Annotated in this window: 21 protein-coding genes and 3 tRNA genes; 22 read left to right on the top strand and 2 right to left on the bottom strand. The window is 38.1% G+C overall.

What is annotated here, in order from left to right; translation table 11 throughout:
* The first annotated feature begins 283 nt into the window (after positions 1–283).
* From ACO6FI_RS11915 to ACO6FI_RS11820, 20 genes are all read left to right on the top strand, one after another.
* Positions 284–356 (top strand) — tRNA-Asn (locus ACO6FI_RS11915).
* A 21-nt stretch (positions 357–377) separates the two neighbouring features.
* Positions 378–448 (top strand) — tRNA-Cys (locus ACO6FI_RS11910).
* A 22-nt stretch (positions 449–470) separates the two neighbouring features.
* Positions 471–554 (top strand) — tRNA-Leu (locus tag ACO6FI_RS11905).
* Positions 555–829: 275 nt separating this feature from the next.
* Positions 830–2,875, top strand: coding sequence for a C40 family peptidase (locus ACO6FI_RS11900; RefSeq protein ID WP_485457521.1), 2,046 nt, complete (start codon positions 830–832; stop codon positions 2,873–2,875).
* A gap of 116 nt (positions 2,876–2,991) precedes the next feature.
* Complete coding sequence (locus ACO6FI_RS11895) at positions 2,992–4,632, top strand: ABC transporter substrate-binding protein (protein ID WP_485457520.1); 1,641 nt, start codon at positions 2,992–2,994, stop codon at positions 4,630–4,632.
* Between the two features lie 82 nt (positions 4,633–4,714).
* Positions 4,715–5,638, top strand: a complete 924-nt coding sequence (locus tag ACO6FI_RS11890) for an ABC transporter permease (protein ID WP_485457519.1) — start codon at positions 4,715–4,717, stop codon at positions 5,636–5,638.
* 7 nt (positions 5,639–5,645) lie between these two features.
* Entirely contained in the window at positions 5,646–6,545 is a 900-nt protein-coding gene (locus ACO6FI_RS11885) for an ABC transporter permease (protein WP_485457518.1), read from the top strand.
* Between the two features lies 1 nt (position 6,546).
* Positions 6,547–7,554: an ABC transporter ATP-binding protein gene (locus ACO6FI_RS11880; protein ID WP_485457517.1), complete on the top strand. Its 1,008-nt coding sequence runs from the start codon at positions 6,547–6,549 to the stop codon at positions 7,552–7,554.
* Positions 7,517–8,467: an ABC transporter ATP-binding protein gene (locus tag ACO6FI_RS11875; protein ID WP_485457516.1), complete on the top strand. Its 951-nt coding sequence runs from the start codon at positions 7,517–7,519 to the stop codon at positions 8,465–8,467. Before ACO6FI_RS11880 ends, ACO6FI_RS11875 begins: the two co-directional genes overlap by 38 nt.
* 14 nt (positions 8,468–8,481) lie before the next feature.
* Positions 8,482–9,342, top strand: a complete 861-nt coding sequence (locus tag ACO6FI_RS11870; RefSeq protein ID WP_485457515.1) for a YitT family protein — start codon at positions 8,482–8,484, stop codon at positions 9,340–9,342.
* A 458-nt stretch (positions 9,343–9,800) separates the two neighbouring features.
* Positions 9,801–10,706 (top strand): Rpn family recombination-promoting nuclease/putative transposase, encoded by a 906-nt coding sequence (locus tag ACO6FI_RS11865; RefSeq protein ID WP_485457514.1) that lies wholly within the window; start codon positions 9,801–9,803, stop codon positions 10,704–10,706.
* Positions 10,707–11,488: 782 nt separating this feature from the next.
* Complete coding sequence (locus ACO6FI_RS11860; protein WP_485457513.1) at positions 11,489–11,683, top strand: hypothetical protein; 195 nt, start codon at positions 11,489–11,491, stop codon at positions 11,681–11,683.
* A 141-nt stretch (positions 11,684–11,824) separates the two neighbouring features.
* Complete coding sequence (locus ACO6FI_RS11855) at positions 11,825–12,193, top strand: SMI1/KNR4 family protein (protein WP_485457512.1); 369 nt, start codon at positions 11,825–11,827, stop codon at positions 12,191–12,193.
* Complete coding sequence (locus ACO6FI_RS11850) at positions 12,183–12,734, top strand: RNA 2'-phosphotransferase (protein WP_485457511.1); 552 nt, start codon at positions 12,183–12,185, stop codon at positions 12,732–12,734. The genes ACO6FI_RS11855 and ACO6FI_RS11850 overlap by 11 nt, the downstream gene beginning before the upstream one ends.
* Positions 12,735–12,834: 100 nt before the next feature.
* The gene (gene rpmE / locus ACO6FI_RS11845) at positions 12,835–13,041 is read left to right on the top strand and encodes a 50S ribosomal protein L31 (protein WP_009447101.1); all 207 of its coding nucleotides are present in this window, start codon (positions 12,835–12,837) and stop codon (positions 13,039–13,041) included.
* A 75-nt stretch (positions 13,042–13,116) separates the two neighbouring features.
* Entirely contained in the window at positions 13,117–14,043 is a 927-nt protein-coding gene (locus ACO6FI_RS11840) for a DUF1385 domain-containing protein (RefSeq protein ID WP_485457510.1), read from the top strand.
* A 1-nt stretch (position 14,044) separates the two neighbouring features.
* On the top strand, positions 14,045–14,890 hold the full coding sequence (gene prmC / locus ACO6FI_RS11835; RefSeq protein WP_485457509.1) for a peptide chain release factor N(5)-glutamine methyltransferase: 846 nt from the start codon (positions 14,045–14,047) through the stop codon (positions 14,888–14,890).
* A 9-nt stretch (positions 14,891–14,899) separates the two neighbouring features.
* The gene (gene prfA / locus ACO6FI_RS11830) at positions 14,900–15,970 is read left to right on the top strand and encodes a peptide chain release factor 1 (RefSeq protein ID WP_485457508.1); all 1,071 of its coding nucleotides are present in this window, start codon (positions 14,900–14,902) and stop codon (positions 15,968–15,970) included.
* A gap of 12 nt (positions 15,971–15,982) precedes the next feature.
* Positions 15,983–17,008, top strand: a complete 1,026-nt coding sequence (locus ACO6FI_RS11825; RefSeq protein ID WP_485457507.1) for a branched-chain amino acid aminotransferase — start codon at positions 15,983–15,985, stop codon at positions 17,006–17,008.
* A 57-nt stretch (positions 17,009–17,065) separates the two neighbouring features.
* Positions 17,066–18,700, top strand: a complete 1,635-nt coding sequence (locus ACO6FI_RS11820) for a uridine kinase family protein (protein WP_485457506.1) — start codon at positions 17,066–17,068, stop codon at positions 18,698–18,700.
* 46 nt (positions 18,701–18,746) lie between these two features.
* Here the strand turns inward: ACO6FI_RS11820 and ACO6FI_RS11815 are convergent, their stop codons facing one another.
* Complete coding sequence (locus tag ACO6FI_RS11815) at positions 18,747–19,922, bottom strand: ribose-phosphate pyrophosphokinase (protein ID WP_485457505.1); 1,176 nt, start codon at positions 19,920–19,922, stop codon at positions 18,747–18,749.
* A gap of 183 nt (positions 19,923–20,105) precedes the next feature.
* Positions 20,106–20,207: an AraC family transcriptional regulator gene (locus ACO6FI_RS11810; protein WP_485457522.1), complete on the bottom strand. Its 102-nt coding sequence runs from the start codon at positions 20,205–20,207 to the stop codon at positions 20,106–20,108.
* Between ACO6FI_RS11810 and ACO6FI_RS11805 the strand changes: the two genes are divergently transcribed.
* Entirely contained in the window at positions 20,206–20,463 is a 258-nt protein-coding gene (locus ACO6FI_RS11805) for a hypothetical protein (protein ID WP_485457523.1), read from the top strand. The two genes, ACO6FI_RS11810 and ACO6FI_RS11805, sit on opposite strands and share 2 nt — an antisense overlap.
* Positions 20,426–20,593, top strand: coding sequence for a hypothetical protein (locus ACO6FI_RS11800; RefSeq protein ID WP_485457504.1), 168 nt, complete (start codon positions 20,426–20,428; stop codon positions 20,591–20,593). The genes ACO6FI_RS11805 and ACO6FI_RS11800 overlap by 38 nt, the downstream gene beginning before the upstream one ends.
* Positions 20,594–20,663: the final 70 nt, after the last annotated feature.

The raw sequence follows: 20,663 nt of genomic DNA, 5'->3' as shown, positions 1-20,663 counted from the left end.
TTTCGCTAAGTGAGAAAAGCATTTGGTAGGCAGTTTTGAAGGTGCATTTTCTTCTTAACGAGAACAAACGGAGTGCAGTTTGAGTTTTAGAAGAAAAGTACACTTGACTTTACATAGTAAAGTCATAGTGCTACATTAACCTTTCTTGGTGAGTACGAGCGTAGCGAAGTGCGAGCCTAGAAAAATAGCGTACTTGAACTTACGGAGTAAGTTCATAGTATACATTTTCTTCAAAAAAGTACTTGCATAACCAGTGATTATCTGATACACTATTTAAGTACTTGCCCTGATAGCTCAGTAGGTAGAGCATGCGGCTGTTAACCGCAGTGTCACAGGTTCGAGCCCTGTTCAGGGCGTTGTCCGAAAGTATGGACAACGGCGACATAGCCAAGCGGTAAGGCGTGGGTCTGCAACACCCTGATCACCAGTTCAAATCTGGTTGTCGCCTTGATTAGAAAATCTAATCACTTGCGGGAATGCTGGAATTGGCAGACAGGCAAGACTAAGGATCTTGTGTCTGTATAGACGTGAGGGTTCAAGTCCCTTTTCCCGCACTTTAAAAGAGCAACTGATGTTGCTCTTTTTTCGTATTTATAAAGAGTTGCTGCAACAATAGAATGATATTGATAATATAGAAAAACTTACAATTAAATTAGGATATATAATAAAAATAGCATATATTTACTATAATTTTAATAAAGTATATTTATGACTATGGCTGTAATTAAATGTTTAATATATTGTAATATTTCAACGGGTGTAAAGCAATTGTTCAATCTATAAAACTTTGGTATAATTTAAGTACTCTAAATAAAGTAAGGAGTGCTCAATGAAAAAGAAATTTTTAACATTAGCATCAGCTCTAACCTTTGTTTCACTATACAGTTTTAATGCATATGCAGATATGGATTTGGAGACAAGTAACTCAGTCTCAGGAATAGCCGTAGCTCTAAACAATTATAAGGCAAGTTCCATATCACCGCAGACAGCATTAGGAGAGTCGCTAAAGACTGCGACAACAAATACAATAGAGATAACAGGAGTTGACGATGCGCGCAACAGGCTTGTAAAGGATGTGGTCAAGTATGAGGGACCGTCGATTCAGGACAGGCTGAAAGAAGAGGTAATGAAGGATGACCTCGCGGTGGCAAAGAACAAAAAAGATACTGTAGTACACGCTGATCCGAAAGAGACCGGCGAAGAAGTGGGAAGTATTTCATACAGTTCAGTGGCTACTGTCGTAGGTTCTGAGATCAACGAGACCGGAGAATGGGTTAAGATAAATTCCGGAAACGTAGAGGGCTATGTCAAAGCCTCAGATTTGGCAACAGGAAATAAAGCGAAGAAAATGGCAAAAGATTCTGTCGTGACCTACGGTACTGTGGTAGACATTGACAATGTCAGACTGCGAAAGACACCGGATATAACTTCAAATACTCTCACGATGCTTGAGGGTGGTGAGAAGTATGTTGTAGTAGGTCAGGACAAAAACTTTTTAAAGGTTCAGGTGGATGATGATTTGACAGGATATGTGTACAAGGATTTTATAAAGACAGATGTATCATATAAGACTGCCAAGACTAAGGAAGAGTCCACTATCGAAGCTTTGAACAAGGCAAAGCTGGAAACTGAGGCTAAAGAAGCAATGGCCATATATGAAAATATGGTGGTTGCAGACGATCAGACAACAGCTAAGAGTAAGGAAACGACTGCAAAGGCTGAAACAACTGCAGCTGAAAAGAAAACTCCGGATAAAGCTCCTACACCTAAGGCGAGAGAGGAAGCAAAGACTATCAAGTCTCCTGCAGCTGAAAAGAGAGAGACACCTGCAAGTAAGGAAGTAGAGATTAAGGTTCCGGATACTACGAAGGAATCTACAAAGCCTGTTGAAACAACCACAAAGGACAACGGGCAGACAGAAACTACAAAGCAGAAGATAGAGACAGTGCCAGAGACAAGAACCGAGGCGGAGACCATCAAGGCAATAGAGGATACAAAGCCTGCCGAGACAAAGCAAAAAGCCGAGACTGTGAAAGAGCCAGGTAAGTCTGAAGAAACCGCTTCATCATCTTCCAAGGTTAAAATAGAAACAGTAAACGGCCCTGAGGCAAGTGAGACAACAAAGGAAACAACTAAAGCAAGTGCGGAGCCGGAGACAAGCAAGGCTTTAGAGACAGTAAAAGAGACTCCGACAGCCACAACACAGGCTGAAACTATAAGTGCCGTTGAAGATACCACAAAGCAGACTGAGTCTACTACACAGGCTCCAAAGCAGACTGAGTCTACTACACAGGCTCCGAAACAGACAGAAGCGACTACAGAGACTACAAAACCTGTAGAGACAACAGCTCCTTACGGACCGGGCGGTAGTACTGAAAAACCTAAGGAAACACAGAAGGCTAAGCCTCAAAAAGAAACCACAGTTGTTACAGGCGAAAAGGGTGGACCCGGCGTCGGCAAGAAAAAGGAAACTACAGAGGCTGAGACCGAGGCTACAAAGGCAGCTAAGGAAAAAGTATCAAGAGATGCTGTAGTAGCTTATGCTAAGCAGTTTGTCGGTAATCCGTATGTGTACGGAGGAACATCACTGACAAAAGGTGCCGATTGTTCGGGATTTGTAATGAGAGTATATGAGAAGTTCGGAATAAGTACTTCAAGAGTCTCAAAGGATCAGGCAAACAACGGTACTGAGATACCTGTATCGCAGATAAAGCCGGGAGATTTGGTATTCTATTCTTCAGGCGGAGAGATAAACCATGTTGCGATATATGTCGGTGACGGACAGATTGTGCATGCCGCAAATAAGCAGCTTGGAATCAGAATAGGAAGTTTGAACCATCGTACTCCTGTAAAGGCGGTAAGATTGATAAAATAATTTAAAAAGTCAGGTGATTACAGCCTGACTTTTTTAATGAAGTATTATAAAAAATATTTGGCAAGCCCTAAAAAAAGTATTATAATTACAATAGTAATAAGAAATGGGAGAAGAATATGAAAAAAAAGTTTATATTGTTGGGTATACTTTTGGCACTATCTCTTAGTGCATGCGGATCAAAAAGTACTGACAAGACGGATGATAAGGCTGCTAAAACAGACAGTAAGGCAAAGACCGGCATTGATACTACAGGATTTTTGGTAACTTCCATCAATGCGGATATCCAGACTGTAGACCCGGATAAGACATCCAAGGACTATATGGTACCTCTTAATATCTTTGACAGGTTGGTCGAGGTTGAGGTTAAGGATGACGGTTCAAGTGAATTGATACCTTCACTTGCAAAGAGTTGGGATATATCTGAGGACGGAAAGGTATATACATTGCATTTGCAAGAGGGAGTGAAGTTCTCAAACGGTGCGGACTTCAAGTCTGATGATGTTGTATATTCACTTACAAGAATGCTTGGAGTAACAGGTGCTGTAAACGGTGACTTTGTAAGCCAGATAGAAGGAGCGGATAAAGTCATGGACGGAAGCAGTAAGGAGCTTAGCGGAGTAAAGGCTGTAGATGATTATACTGTGGAGATAACACTTTCAGAGCCTTATGCCGGTTTCTTGGCTTGCCTTTCAGCGTCACCTGTATGTATGCTTGATAAAGATACCACAGAGGCTGCAGGAGATAAGTTCGGTATCGACCCTTCGGTTACAGTCGGAACAGGCGCATTTAAGATGGCGGAGTGGACTGTAAACGACTCTATAGTACTTACAAAGAATGATACTTACTGGGGTGGTGATGTATCGCTTCCGGGAGTACTTATAAGAGTAATACCTGATTCCGAAACAAGAAATATGATGTTTAAGAACGGTGAGCTTGATATACTTGACTTTGATTTTATGATTGACTATATCGACACATACAAAAAAGAGATGCCTGATGTGCTTCATCACACACCGAGAGTCGGCATGACATATTTTACATTTAATGAGAATATAGAACCTCTAAACAATGTAAAAGTAAGGGAGGCTGTATGTAAGGCAATCAATCGTCAGGAAATCATTGATTCACTTATGAACGGTGTAGCAACAATTGAAAACGGTATATTCCCAAGAGGTCTTATAGGCTATGACAGTTCACTTCCTGAGATTAAGTATGATCCTGACGGTGCTAAGGCATTGCTTGCAGAGGCAGGCTATCCTAACGGATTTGATATGGAGATTTCGGTAGATTCTTCATCGTCGGATACTACAAAGACAGTGCTTGAGGTAATAGCATCACAGCTTAATGAAGTGGGTATCAATGCAACCATTAAGAATTATGATGAGTCAACATGGCTCGCCACAAGAAAAGACGGTACACTTGGTTCATTTATGTCAACATGGACTGCTGATTACAATGATCCTGACAACTTTATTTATACATTCTTCGGAAATGAGAAAAATACAAAGCAGAGATCACTTAATTATCCTGACAAGGCTGTGATGGACAGAGTAAGCGTTGCAAGGACTATTGTAAATGCAGATGAGAGAATGGCTGAGTACGATGAACTTGAAAAGAAGATTGTAACGGAAGACTTTGCATGGCTTCCTATGTTTTCAAAGGAGCATTATTACGGTGTAAGTAAGAGTATCGAAGGATTCAAGCCGAACTGGGCCGGAATATCCGATATGAGATTTGTCGGATTTTCAAAAAAATAGATATGGAACTTAAAAAAGATAATTGCTATAATGGAGCGTGAACCGCTCCATTTCTTTTTTGGAGTATTTTTGGGAGGCAGACTTGGTTAAAAATATTTTAAAAAGAATTTTGATATCCATACCGGTTTTAATAGGTGTGGTTTTGATTATATTTATAATGCTTAGAGTGGTACCGGGAGACCCTGTAACCACAATGCTCGGTGAGCATGTCAATCAGACTGTAATTGATAAAATAAGTAAGGAGATGGGGCTTGATAAACCGCTGTATATACAGTTTTTTACATATATTTCACATGCAATCAGAGGTGACTTCGGTACAAGCTATCGTATGAACAGAAATGTTACAGGCATTATTTTGGATGCATTTCCAAATACTGTAAGACTTGCAGTATGTGCGGCATTTGTTTCATGGATAGTCGGTATCGCATCAGGTATATTTGCGGCGGTAAATAAAAATAATATTTTAGACAGGTTATTTATGGGAGGAGCATTGCTTGGAGTATCCATGCCTGTATTTATGATTGCACTGGTTTTGCAGTATCTTTTTGCGTATAAGTTAAAGATTTTCCCTGTATCAGGATATGAAACTGCGGCATCTATGGTATTGCCGTCAATAGTACTCGGATGGAACTCGGCAGGAAGTATTGCAAGAATGACAAGGTCAAATATTTTGGAAGTAATGCAGGAAGACTATATAAGAACTGCCAGAGCAAAGGGACTTTTAGAGTTTGCCGTAATGAAGTCACATGCTCTAAAGAATGCGATGCTTCCTGTAGTTACAATGATGGCACTCCAGATATCTTCCATGCTTTCAGGTGCAGTTATTACAGAAAATATATTCGGAATACCGGGTATAGGCAGACTTGCTGTCAATGCAATAGAGACCAGAGATATGCCGCTTTTACAGGGAACGGTTATTTTTACAACTATATTGGTAATATTCGGAAATTTGATAGCAGATTCATTGTATTCTATTCTTGATCCGAGAATTAGAAAGGAAATATAAGAAATCAATGAATAAAGATACTAAACAGACAGGGCGAAATTTCGGTTCTGAAATTGAAACGGAAGACAGCTTATTTGAAAAATGTAAAAATATAATAAAACATAATAAGCTTGCATTTTTTTCTTTGATTGTAATTATACTGATTATACTGTGTGCAATTTTTGCAAATGTTATATGCAGGTATAATCCATATACACAGAGTTTGAAGGACAGACTTTTAGCCCCTTCATTTGCACATCCACTGGGTACGGATGAACTTGGAAGAGACACACTTACCAGAGTAATATTCGGAGCCAGAATATCAATTACAATAGGACTGATACCTACACTTATTTCGATGATTATAGGTACAATACTCGGACTTATTGCAGGGTATTTCGGAGGTAAAATAGATTTTGCAATAATGAGATTGGCAGATATAATGCTTGCATTTCCTTCACTCCTGCTTGCAATGGTTGTAATGTATACAATGGGAGGAGGATTGATAAACATATTTATAGCATTGTCATTAGTCAACTGGGCGTCCACATCCAGAGTTGTACGATCGGAGACACTTTCACTGTCAAAAAAGGAGTATGTGGAAGCCGCTAAAAGTATGGGTGTCGGTAATGCTACGATTATTTTCAGACATATATTACCAAACTGTATACCTACTTTGGTGGTATTATTTACTTTAAGTATACCGTCTGCGATACTTTCAGAGAGTTCACTCAGTTTCCTGGGTGTAGGTGCACAGCCTCCTACAGCAAGCTGGGGACTTATGGTTGTCAGTGCAAAGAAATATCTGTTTACACAGCCTGTACTTGTACTTTCACCTGCCATAGCGATAATGATAGTTGTGTTGGCATTCAATTTTTTGGGTGACGGTTTGAGAGATATTTTAGACCCGTACCTTAAGGAGCAATGATATGGACAATGTTTTGACTATAAGAGATTTGAAGGTGGCATTTCAAGTAAAAGGAAGAGATGCATATGCTCTTGACGGTATAAATATAGATATACCTAAGGGAAAGATAGTTGGAATAGTAGGAGAGAGCGGATGCGGAAAGTCTATGACGGCTATGAGTATTATGGGACTGATAAAAAGTCCCGGCAAGATAGTGGGCGGAAGTATTAACTTTTGCGGCAATGAGCTTACAAAGATGGGTATAAGAGAGTATGCAAATATCAGAGGTAAGGATATATCCATGATATTTCAGGAGCCTATGACTTCACTTAATCCTGTTGTGAAGGTCGGCAAACAGGTCATGGAGGCTATTATTTTGCATGAACATATATCTAAGACGGAGGCAAAACAAAGAGTAATAGAAATATTTAATGAAGTCGGGATACCTGAAGCCGAAAAAAGATTTAATTCATACCCGCATGAGCTTTCAGGCGGTCTTAGGCAGAGAGTGATGATCGGCATGGCAATGATTTGTAAGCCCAAGCTTTTGATTGCGGATGAACCCACTACAGCACTTGATGTCACTATAGAGGCTCAGATCCTAAGGCTTATGAAAAGACTTTGTGAGGAGAGCGGCACTTCTATAATAATGATTACACACAACATGGGTGTTGTTGCAGAAATATGTGACTATGTTTATGTAATGTATGCAGGAAGAGTGGTGGAGTTTGCACCTACAAAGACTCTTTTTAATGAAACTGCACATCCTTATACAAGCGGACTTTTAAAGTCAATACCTACTATCGGCAAAAGGCAGAAAAGACTTTATACCATAAAAGGTAATGTACCTAATATCCTGAATTTACCTAAGGGTTGCAGATTTACAGACAGATGTGATTTGGCCCAAAATATTTGTTGCAGCGACAGACCGAAGGATGATTATATTACGGACAGCCATATGGTTTCATGTTTCTTACATAAAAGGATTGAAGATGAAAGAAGTTGTATTAAGATTAAAAAATATAGTTAAGGAATTTCCTACATCAAAGAAGAATAAAAAAGTTCATGCGGTAAGTGACATAAGTCTTGATATATATGAGAATGAGACTTTGGCACTTGTGGGAGAAAGCGGATGCGGTAAATCCACACTTGGCAAATGTGCAATAGGCCTTATAGCACCTGATAAAGGTGAGAGTATTTTTCTGGGCGAAAATATTTACAATAAAAGAGGTAATGAGCTGAAGCAATTAAAGAAAAATCTACAAATCATATTTCAGGATCCTTATGCCTCACTTAATCCCAGAATGACTTTAGGTGAGATTATTGCAGAACCTGTTATTACACATGAAAAGGAACTTAGCAAGGCACAGGTAAAAGAAAAAGTGCTTGAGCTGATGGAAGATGTGGGAATCAGAAAAGAGTATTACAACAGGTATCCTCATCAGTTTTCAGGAGGACAAAGGCAAAGAATAGGAATTGCCAGAGCAATAGCACTGAATCCTAAGCTTATTGTATGTGATGAGCCGGTATCTGCACTTGATGTATCCATACAGTCACAGGTTTTAAACCTGCTTAAGGATATTCAGGAGAAAAAAAGAGCTTCATATCTGTTTATTTCACATGACCTGTCTGTAGTCAATTTTATTGCTGACAGAGTTTGTGTGATGTTTCTCGGTAAAGTTTGTGAAATCGGTAATACAGATGATATTTTTGAAAAGCCTCTTCACCCTTATACAAGGCTTTTGCTTGATGCAATTCCAAGTATTGAAAATGCAGGCAAACAAAAGGAATTATTAAAGGGCGATATACCAAGTCCGATAGATGTTCCTACCGGATGCAGATTTCATACCAGATGCCCTTATTGCGGTGAAATTTGCAGAACAAAGGAGCCTGATTTAAGAGAAGTGAACGGCAGATATGTGGCTTGCCATATAGTAAAATAATTTGTGAGATAGTTATGAAATTTGATTTAAAAGAAGATTTAAAGAGATTTATTGTTATTACATTTGCGGCTGTATTGATGGCAGTCAATATAAAGACTTTTGTAAGGACCGGAGACCTGTTTCCGGGAGGTGCGACAGGCATTACTTTGCTTATAACCAGGTCGGCAGATATGTTTTTTCATGTAAAATTGCCGTATACGGTTGTAAATATTTTACTTAATGCAATACCTGTGTATATTGGATTCAGGTATATCGGAAAGAAGTTTACACTGTATTCATGTTGGGTCATATTGCTGAACGGTTTTATTGTTGATATTATTCCGGGGTATGTGATAACTCAGGACATTTTGCTTATAACTATTTTCGGAGGAATGATAAACGGTCTGGTTATCAGTATTTGTCTTTTGATGAATGCAACTACCGGAGGAACCGACTTTATATCTATATTCCTGTCTGAGAGAAAAGGATTTGACGCCTTTAATATTATTTTGGGCGCAAATGCGGTGGTTCTTGTGGTTGCCGGGCTTTTGTTTGGCTGGGACAGAGCACTGTATTCTATTATTTTCCAGTATGTTACTACAATGGTTATACATACTTTGTATAGAAAATATCAGCAGATTACTCTATTCATTGTTACAGATCATCCTGACGAGATATGTGATTTGATTTCGAATATAAGCCACCATGGTGCGACTACCTGGAAGGCACAGGGGTATTATAATCATACAGACAGAACTTTAGTGTACTCAATAGTATCAAGTGCCGAAGCAAACAAGGTGGTAAAAGCAATCAAAGAGATAGATAAGTCCGCCTTTATAAACCTTATAAAGACTCAGCAGCTTCTTGGCAGGTTCTATAGGAGAAGAGAGGAATAATCTCAAGCGTAGCTTTGGCTACGCTTTTTTCGATTATCCTAATGCACTTAAGTTAATTTTAAAGAAAAAGTAATATATATTAATGCATATTCTACAACTAAGATGGCTGTTATCATATAATATAGCTTTAATCTTTGTATAATACGATGAAAGTGGATTTAAAATCTTAAGTGTTAGTACATCCTATTGTCAAAAACGGTATAAATAGTATAATAAAACTGTCAAATTTTTTTCGTGGCTTTCGATTTGATATCTAAGGTAATCTATGGAAAATGCACTTTCCGCTCTTGTTGATCTAAATTTCTATAAGTTTCTAAAAACCATGGCATAGTCGGTGCATCTACTGATATGAACGTGACTACGCAGTCAAGTAGTCTGTCCTACTTGGCTGTGTGGTCATGTGTGGATATTTTTATAGAGTTAATTAAATTTCTTTGGTATAATAAGGAGGATAGAGTATGAATGGTAAAGATATAACACAAAAGATGCTTGAGAGATATAATGATGTATTTGCAGATATAGTAAATGTATTATTATTTAACGGTAAAAGGATAGTAGATGAGGATGCACTTATAGATACTCCGGCTGACAGCGCATTAAAGATTGACGGTGAGATACATTCACAAGACAGAGACGTTGCAAAGTATTGGAAGAACAGTCAAATCAATATAGCATTATTCGGGCTTGAGAATCAGACTGTACCTGATAAGCTTATGCCGATGAGAGTTATAGGTTATGACGGCGCTGAATATAAGAAGCAGGTATTGGAAGAAAACAGATATAAAAAGAAATATCCTGTGATAACATTGGTGTTATATATGGGATATGACAGGAATTGGAAATACTCGAACTCCTTGTTGGATTTGCTTGAAGTAGATGAGAACCTAAAACCATATGTAAGCGACTATAGAATAAATGTATTTGAGATAGCATTTTTGGATAGAGAAAAAATAGATCTGTTTAAAAGTGATTTTCGGATGCTTGCAGACTACTTGTATCAGATGCGAACAACTAACAGCTATAAGGGTGATGAAAGTAATGTAAAGCATGTAGATGAGATCTTGATGCTGATGTCTGCAATGTCGGGTTTTAAAAATGTTGAGAATATAATAAAAGTGGCACATGAAAGGAAGGTAAGCAATATGAAGGGATTTTTTGAACTGGCGGAAGAAAAAGGTCTTGAAAAGGGTCTTGAGATGGGAAGGACAGAAGGACTGGAGCTTGGAAGAGAAGAAGGAGCGGATATGGTAAGTGAGCTGAATACCATATTGGCGAGAGAAGGCAATTTAGAGAAGATAATAAAGGCGAATACAGATAAGGTATACAGACATGAGCTTTTAAAGAAATATAGATTGTTAAAGTGAAATGATGTAAGTTTTGCGGGTTGATTATTCAGCCCGCTTTTTTGATTACCTCATTTTGGCTTCGGGATAAGAACTTGGGTAGGCTTATTTTAGTGATTAGCTTGGCTATCCTGAGGTACTTAATTTAATATTAAAGAAAAGGTAATATATTTTAGTGCATATTCTACAACTAAGACGGCTTTTATTATATAATATAGCCTTAATATTTGTACAATACGATGAAAGTTGTTTTGAAATCTTAAGTATTAGCACATCCTATTGTCAAAAACGGTATAAATAGTATAATAAGACTGCCAAATCTTTTTCGTGGCTTTCGGTTTGATATCTAAGGTAATCTATGGAAAATGCACTTTCCGCTCTTGTTGATCTAAATTTCTATAAGTTTCTAAAAACCATTTTAGAGGCCTGTGCATGGGTAACACTTTTTCCTTCATAATATGCAGTCAAGTAGTTGAGGCTACTTGGCTGTATATTCAGTATTTCATATAGAACTTTGACAGGGTTGATTATTCAACTCTTTTTTTTGAGCCGATTTGTTTATAGTAAGATTAAAATGCAATAAATTTATTATATATGCTATAATAGACCTATGGGGACTATGTTAACTACGACAAAAAGGAGTGTCATATGTCTGTAAAAGCAAAAATTCTGTAGTAGATAACGGCTCAGATGTTTCACAGTTGATGAAGGTGTTTACTGAAGGCGATTGCTACAATGATAAATTTCCTAAGACAAGCAGCATAAAAAGGAGATATAAAGAAACAGAAGGAGGAATCAGGGAAATGAGCGGACTTATAGAGCAGTTAAAGCTTGAATGGATTAGTGAAGGCGAAAAAAGAGGAGAAAAGATAGGAGAAAAGCGTGGGGAAGAGAAAGGAAAGATAAGTATTGCTCAAAGCATGAAGAAAAAGGGATTTGATATAAACATTATAATGGAGCTTACAGGGTTATCAAGGGATAAGATTGTGTCACTATAGTTTGAATTAATCAAGTCAAAGAAACAAGCTAAGGCAGCATACAAAAAAATGCTCTTAGATTGTTTCTTTTTTCTATAAATAAACAGTTCTTGAATCAAGGTATATTTTATATACCTGTTAAGATGTTTAAAGGAGGAAAGCATGGAATGGAAATTATTAGATGCCGGAAGTATATATAAAGGATTTGAATATCCGAAAGAATTTTTGAAAATTGTTCATTTGGGTTTGACGGATTTTGATTTTTGGTATTTGATGGATTATGATCAGGCTGAGTGGAGAATAAAGGGATTACAGGAAAGATATCCGGACAGAAAGTTGGTACCCTTTGCAAGAAGAGGTGACAATGATGATATAGTTTGCTTTGATATCGACAGAGGCGGAAGGGTGCAAAAAATCCATGATTTTGCAAGTTCAGGATGGGAACAGAGAAAGGATTATGAAAGCTTTTGGGATTGGTTTATAGAAGCGATAGACGAGATGATAGAAGAAGGGGAATACGATGAAATATGAGGAATTAAGCAAGGAAGTTTCATACGCACTTCGCCATGCACCTTGGGAGTACGAACTTGAAATGGATGAAGAAGGTTGGGTAAGTATAGAGCAGCTTTTGAATGCGCTGAATACAGAAGGCAAGTTTGGATATATTACTCAAAATGATTTGGCGGTTATGATTGATAAGTCTGAAAAGAAAAGACATGAAATAAATGCAGGAAAAATAAGGGCTTTGTACGGGCATTCTATACCGATGCATATAGTAAAGGAAGAGAAGACTCCGCCTGATAAATTATATCATGGTACTGCAAGGAGATTTGTTGAGAGCATAAAAAAGAACGGGCTTTTACCTATGAGCAGACAATATGTACACCTGTCAACCGATATAGATACAGCAAAGAAAGTAGGGCTTAGACGTGACAAGAGTCCATGTATATTGGAAATTGATTCTAAGAGAGCATATGATGACGGAGTGGTATTTTATCACGGAAATGAAAAAGTATGGCTGGCAGATAAAATACCGCCTTGCTATATAAGGGAATTAGCAATCAAAGAGTAAAATATACTATTGCAATTTATCCTCATTTATGCTATCCTAAGATGTACTTTGTAACGAGTCTACTTTATGTAACCGTTAAATTTTTTAAAGAGGTGAAATTATGAAACAGGGAATACATCCAAATTATTATCAGGCAACAGTAACTTGCAACTGTGGTAACACATTTGTTACAGGTTCAACAAAGGAAGATATCCACGTAGAAATTTGTTCTAAGTGCCATTCTTTCTATACAGGTCAGCAGAAGTCAGCTCAGGCACGTGGTCGTATTGAGCAGTTCAACCGTAAGTATGGTGTTAAGGCTGAATAATAAGATTAAGATATACTATTTATTAGGGGGAGTCAGGCAGGTGTCTGGCTCTTTTTTAAGATTACAGGAGAGGATATGAAATATTCAGGAATAGGCGGACAGGCTGTGATAGAGGGTATCATGATGAAAAACGGTGACAGATACTCTACAGCGGTAAGAAAGCCGGATAAAACAATTGCAGTGATGGAAGATAAGTATGAGAGTCTTACTACAAAGATTCCCGTGCTTGGACTTCCGTTCCTTAGAGGAATATTTGCATTTGTAGATTCATTGGTATTGGGAATGAAGACATTGGCATATTCAGCAAGCTTTTTTGAAGATGATGAAGATTCAAAGCCATCAAAGTTTGAAGAAAAGCTGATTGAAATTTTCGGAGATAAGCTTGATAAGGTAATAATGGGTGTCACCATGTTTATTTCAATATTGGCATCTGTAGCAATCTTTATGGTATTGCCGATGTTGCTCAGCAATATCATCAAAGCAAAAATTGATAACTACTATGTTATTGCCATATTTGAGGGCGTAATAAGAATTGCGATATTTATCTTCTATATAAAGATGATCTCAAGGATGGAGGATATAAAGAGAACCTTTATGTACCATGGTGCGGAGCATAAATGCATCAACTGCATAGAACACGGTCTTGAGCTGAATGTCGAAAATGTAATGAAAAGTTCAAAAGAGCATAAAAGATGCGGTACAAGTTTTATTATCATAGTAATGATGATAAGTATACTTTTTTTTATGGTAATAAGAGTGGACAACCTTTGGCTGAGGGCGGTATCAAGAGTTGTATTGGTACCTGCCATAGCCGGAGTCAGCTACGAGTTTCTAAGAATTGCAGGCAGAAGCGACTTTTGGCTTGTAAATATTCTAAGCAAGCCGGGACTTTGGATGCAAGGACTTACCACAAAGGAGCCGACTCCTGATATGGTGGAAGTTGCAATTGCGGCGGTAGAGAAGGTATTTGACTGGAGAAAGTACCTTAAGGAAAATTTCTGATATGAAATATATAGAAGTTTTTGAAAAATATGTAAAGGCTTTAGATGAAAGAGGCTTTAAGGATGCAAAAAGTGATGTCTTATTGTTAATATATGAAGTGTTTGACTTTGATTTTTCAAAGTGGACAATGTTTAAATATGATGAGATAAAAGATATCAAAAAGCTTGATATAATAGAAAGCTATGTGGCAAAAAGACTTGAAAATATGCCTATACAGTACATCTTAAATAAGGCATACTTTTGCGGACTGCCTTTTTTTGTAAATGAGAATGTACTTATTCCGAGGTTTGATACGGAAGTTTTGGTAGAGGAGGTATTAAAACTTGCCGATGGTGATAAAAGTAAAAGAATACTTGATATGTGTACAGGTTCGGGAGCTATAGCCATAGCATTAAAAAGCCTTGGAGGATTTGAAAGAGTGGATGCGATTGATATATCTGCTGGCGCATTGGAAGTTGCAAAAAAGAATGCACAAGGCTTAGGCTGCGATATCAATTTTTTAAAAAGCGATATGTTTTCCAGCTTAACATCTGAAAATAAATATGATATCATAGTATCCAATCCGCCATATATAAAGAGTCATGTTGTGGACAGCCTTGAGAGTGAAGTGAAAGACTTTGAGCCGAGGCTTGCACTTGACGGCGATATAGACGGTATGAAATTTTATAAGATAATCAGAGATGAATTTATAAAATATTTAAATCCCGAAGGGATTTTGGCACTTGAGATAGGATATGATGAGGCAGCAGATATCAAGGCGCTTTTTGAAGGCTTTGGTGTAAGTATAAAAAAGGATTTGTCAAATCTTAACAGGGTGGCGGTCATATCAAAAAATAAATTAACATAAGAGGAAAAGATGTTTGATAATTTAGAGGACATAGTAGTACATTATGATGAAATAATGGCGGAGCTTGCCGGCGGTGATGTGGCAAACGATCAGAACAGATTCAGAAAGCTTATGAAGGAGCAATCAGATTTGGCACCGCTTGTAGAGACCTATGGTGAATATAAAAAAGCTAAGCAACTTCAAGAAGATGCGCTTGAAATGCTTGAGATGAATGATGAAGAGATGAAGGAGATGGCAAAGGAAGAACTTGCCGAGGGGAAGAGACTTGAAGAGGAACTTTCCGAAAAGCTGAAGATTTTGCTTTTGCCGAAGGATCCTAATGACGATAAGAATATAATGCTTGAAATAAGAGCGGGAGCAGGCGGCGATGAGGCGGCACTCTTTGCTATGCAGCTTTATCGTATGTATGTGCATTATGCGGAATCACAAAACTGGAAAGTTGAGATGATTGATGTCAACGAAAACGGTATAGGCGGTTACAAGGAAGTTGTGGCTATGGTTACCGGAAAGGGTGCTTACTCCAAGCTTAAGTATGAGTCGGGTGTACACAGAGTACAAAGAGTTCCTGAGACCGAGTCGGGAGGAAGAATACATACCTCTACAGCATCTGTTGCGGTAATGCCTGAGGCCGAGGAGGTTGACGTTCAGATAGATATGAATGATGTCAGAATAGACGTTATGAGAGCCAGCGGTAACGGCGGACAGTGTGTCAATACTACAGACTCGGCTGTGCGTCTTACTCACTATCCTACAGGAATAGTTATCTATTCACAGACTGAAAAGAGTCAGTTACAGAACAAGGAAAAGGCTTTTGCACTTCTCAGATCAAAGCTATATGAGATTGAGCTTGAGAAAAAGCAAAGTGCCGAGGCGGCGGACAGAAGAAGTCAGATAGGTACCGGAGACAGATCTGAAAAGATCAGAACTTACAATTTCTCACAGGGAAGAGTTACAGATCACAGAATAAATCTGACATTATATAAGCTTGATAAGATAATGAATGGAGACATTCAGGAACTTATAGATGGCTGTATTGCAGCCGATCAGGCGGCAAAACTTGCTAAACTCAATGAACAATAGGAGGCAATAATCATGGAAACAAAGGATTTGGATTGGGGAAACATAGGATTCAACTATAGAATTACCGATTACAGATACATCAGCAATTTTAAAGACGGAAAGTGGGATGACGGAGAACTTTCAACCGACTCAGATGTTACTATAAATGAGTCTGCAGGTATTTTGCAGTACTGTCAGGAGGTCTTTGAGGGACTTAAGGCGTACAGAACAAAGGAAGGACATATCGTCACATTCAGACCGGACCTTAATGCAAAGAGAATGTATGATTCGGCAAAGAGACTTGAGATGCCTCCGTTCCCTGAAGAGAGATTCCTTGAGGCTGTTGACAAGGTAGTACTTGCAAATGAAGTTTGGGTACCTCCTTTCGGTTCAGGAGCCACACTTTATATAAGACCTTATATGTTCGCTTCATCACCTGTAATCGGTGTAAAGCCTGCAGCGGAGTATCAGTTCAGAATGTTTACAACACCTGTAGGTCCTTACTTTAAAGGCGGTGCAAAGCCTATCACTATCACGGTCAGTGATTTTGACAGAGCCGCACCTAGAGGAACAGGACATATCAAAGCCGGACTTAACTATGCTATGAGTATTCATCCTCTTATGGAGGCTCACAGAAACGGTTTTGATGAAAATATGTACCTTGACGCCGCTACAAGAACATATGTAGAGGAGACGGGAGGAGCTAACTTTATCTTCATTACCAAGGATAAAAAGGTTGTTACACCTAAGTCAAATTCGATACTGCCGTCTGTTACAAGAAGGTCACTTCTATATGTTGCCGAGCATTACCTTGGATTAAAGACTGAGGAGAGACCGGTTGCATTTGATGAGGTAAAGGATTTTGCAGAGGCGGGACTTTGCGGTACCGCTGCGGTTATCTCACCTATCGGCAGAATATACCGAGGTGAAACGGTGATAAACATGCCGTCAGGAATGGAAGGTATGGGAGAGATTACCAAGAAGCTTTATGATACACTTACAGGAATACAGATGGGTGAGCTTGAAGCACCGGAAGGTTGGATAAGAAAAATTAAATAAATTTTCAAAGGAAAGGCTGAGTATTCAGTCTTTTCTTTTCATAGGAAGGAGAATGAAATGAAAAAGTTTAAAGTAAAGATAGGAGATGAAACTTACTTATACGAGGAAGGCACAAGTTATTTTGATATTGTAACGGAGCAAAAGAAAAAAGCTCTGCTTGTCAAAGTAAACGGTAAGCTTCAGGAATTGCATAAGTGCGTAAATGATGATATTACTCTTGAGTTTGTCACATTGAGTGATGCCATAGGCAGAGCAATATATGAGAGAAGTGCAATACTGATACTTTTAAAAGCCATAGACGATATTTACGGCAGGAGTATAAGTCCAAGGGTGGAGTTTTCCACAGGTAACGGACTTTTTATCAGACTTGGCAGTGAACAAGATTATGATGTGGAGAAGATAAGTAATCGTATGAGAGAACTTGTTGATGAAAACATCAGAATCGAAAAGACTAATGTACACACAGATTTGGCCATAAAGATGTTCCACGATGCCGGATTTTTTGAAAAGGAGAAGCTTTTCAGGTTTAGAAGAGTATCAAGAGTGAATATATATAAGCTTGAGGACTATATAGACTATAACTACGGATATATGGTCTATTCTACAGGGTTTATAGACAAGTTTGCTCTTACAAAGTATAAGGACGGAATAGTTCTTGTCATACCGAGAAAAGAAAATCCTGAGGTTGTGGAAGAGTTTGTACCTGAAGAAAAGATTTTTAATGAACTTAACAATGCAAGTATCAGTGCTATGGAAATGGGAGTATCCGATGTAGGTTCACTTAATGAGATGATTGCAAACGGTATGACCAATGAGATGATTCTTATTTCTGAAGCATATATGGAAAAGAAAATAGGAGATATTGCCGAGGATATTATAAAAAGGGGGAATGTAAAGCTTGTAATGATTGCAGGACCTTCTTCATCAGGAAAGACTACTTTTTCACACAGGCTCAGCATACAACTTATGGCACACGGTATAAAGCCGCATCCGCTTGAGGTGGATAATTACTTTAAAAACAGAGAAGATACACCAAGAGATGAGAACGGTGAACTTGATTTTGAAAATTTGGAGGCTATGGATATTGAACAGTTCAATGCGGATATGTTGGCTCTTTTAAACGGCGAAAAAGTGGAACTTCCAAGCTTTAACTTTAAAACAGGTCAAAGAGAGTATAACGGAAATTTTTTAAAACTTGGCAAGGATGATATATTGGTTATTGAAGGCATTCATTGTCTGAATGATAAGCTTTCTTACAGATTGCCAAATGACAGTAGATATAAAATTTATATAAGTGCATTGACTCAGTTAAACATTGATGAGCATAATCGTATACCTACTACAGACGGAAGGCTTCTTAGAAGGATGATAAGAGACGTCAGAAAGAGAGGAATTTCCCCTACAAAAACTCTTGCTATGTGGGATTCCGTCAGAAGAGGTGAGGAGATGAATATTTTCCCATATCAAAGCAGTGCGGATGCGACATTTAACTCCGCTCTAAACTATGAAATTGCGGTATTAAAGCAGTATGTAGAACCGGTTTTATTCAGTGTGCAAAAAGACTCTAAGGAATATCCCGAGGCAAAAAGACTTCTTAAGTTTTTGGATTATTTCCTAGGAGTACCAAGTGACAATGTACCGTCCAACTCTATATTGAGGGAATTTATAGGCGGAAGTGCATTTCATGTATAATATTACAAAAGGTCGCCCTTAAGCTTTTTAAAAGGCGACCTTTTTCTTATTTGAATTTTGATACAAATTTCTGTATTTTTGTGGTTGGTGACAAGCTCTTGCTGATTGAAACATCGTGGTTATATGAGTTTATAATGGCTGCAAGGTACTTTGTCATGTCGGCTTCAAGATACCAAGATCTTGTCAAAAGTTCAGGGTTTCTGTAGTGTACATTGGTTGTGCATACATAGTCGATAATTCCCTGATTGTGGAATTCATCGAACTTTTCAAGACCGTTTGTAAACAGACCGAATGTAGCACAGATAATAATTCTCTTTGCATTTCTCTTCTTAAGCTCTTTTGCAGTATCAAGCATACTTTCACCTGAAGAAATCATATCGTCCATAATGATGACATCCTTACCTGCCACACTGCTTCCTAGGAACTCGTGTGCAACTATAGGGTTTCTGCCGTCTACAACCCTTGAATAGTCACGTCTTTTATAGAACATACCCATATCCACACCAAGGTTGTTTGCAAGGTATACGGCTCTGTTCATAGCTCCCTCATCAGGACTTATAATCATCATATCATCCTTGCTTACTTTCATATCGGAGATATTTGTAAACATTGCCTTAACAAACTGGTATGTAGGCATGAAGTTGTCAAATCCTGTAAGAGGAATGGAATTTTGTACTCTCGGGTCATGTGCGTCAAATGTAATTATATTGCTGACACCCATACTTACAAGCTCTTCAAGTGCCAGTGCGCAGTCAAGAGATTCTCGCTTTGTCTTTTTGTGCTGTCTACTTTCATATAAGAAAGGCATGATAACATTGACTCTTTTTGCATTTGCAACGCAGGCGCTGATAATTCTTTTTAAATCCTGATAGTGATCGTCAGGTGACATGTAGTTTGTGAAACCGTTCAGTTTGTAGCTGAGAGAGTGATTGAGTACATCTACCATTACAAATACATCTGTACCGCGAACAGATTCTTTTATAACACCCCTTGCTTCACCTGAGCCGAATCTGGGGCAGGCAATATCAAGAAGGTAGTTGTCACAATCATAGCCTCTGTAGTGCAAATCCGCCTGACAGTTCATAAGCTCAGTAGTATCATTCCTTCTGAATTCTACAATGTAGTCATTGACTCCCTTTGCAAAGTCATAACAACTTTCAAGTGCGGCGATCTTTAGCGGTGCTACCGGCAATTGATCTTTAAATACAAAATCGTTTGGCATTTCTTTCTCCTAGGTGATTAAGATTAGAGACAGCTCGGATGAACCGTCACGAATATTTACTTACGAAGATACTATACACTATGGAAAATGTGAAGTCAATAATATGGATTTTAGTCTCTTAAGTCTAAAAATTAGATATATATATAAAATTTGTTTTAATATTGACAATATTATATGTAAATTTTATTTGTTAAATAAATTATTTCTGTACTGCCTTGGAGATATTTTGTATCGCCTTTTAAATACCCGACAAAAATAATTGCTGTCATCATATCCGCAGACTATGGAAATATCCGACAGAACCGCATTTATCAGAGAAGAGAAACCTTTTGCAGGATATGTAAGGCCTGCTGATGAAGAAGAAGAGAGCGGCGTTAAGAATTGGTTTGATGATATGGACACTGAAAGTCTTGATGTTAAAAAGCTTGAGTTTAATCCTGAATACTTCAGCATAAAAGATACTGTGGAAGATGTAGTCAGAAATGATAAGGCGGGAGATATTGGTGTCAATAGTCAATCAGTTCGGTACAATGAAGGTTAAAAAGAGTATGCTCGGTATAATGGGAGGTATGCTTGTAGAGGAAATGTCATCATTTTTCAGTTCTGAGAAGGCGGATAGCGAGAAGGTCTTTGCACTTATAAATAAGAAGTTACAGGAAATTAGAAAATAAATACTATGATAAGAAGGGGCTGTCGGGAAATGACAGCTATAAGAAAGGGTGGTGTGACTCGTTTTGAGTC

The sequence above is a fragment of the Lachnoanaerobaculum sp. genome (assembly GCF_057250505.1).
The sequence above is the reverse complement of the archived record's forward strand: the minus strand, read 5'-3'. Positions and strand labels throughout refer to the sequence as shown.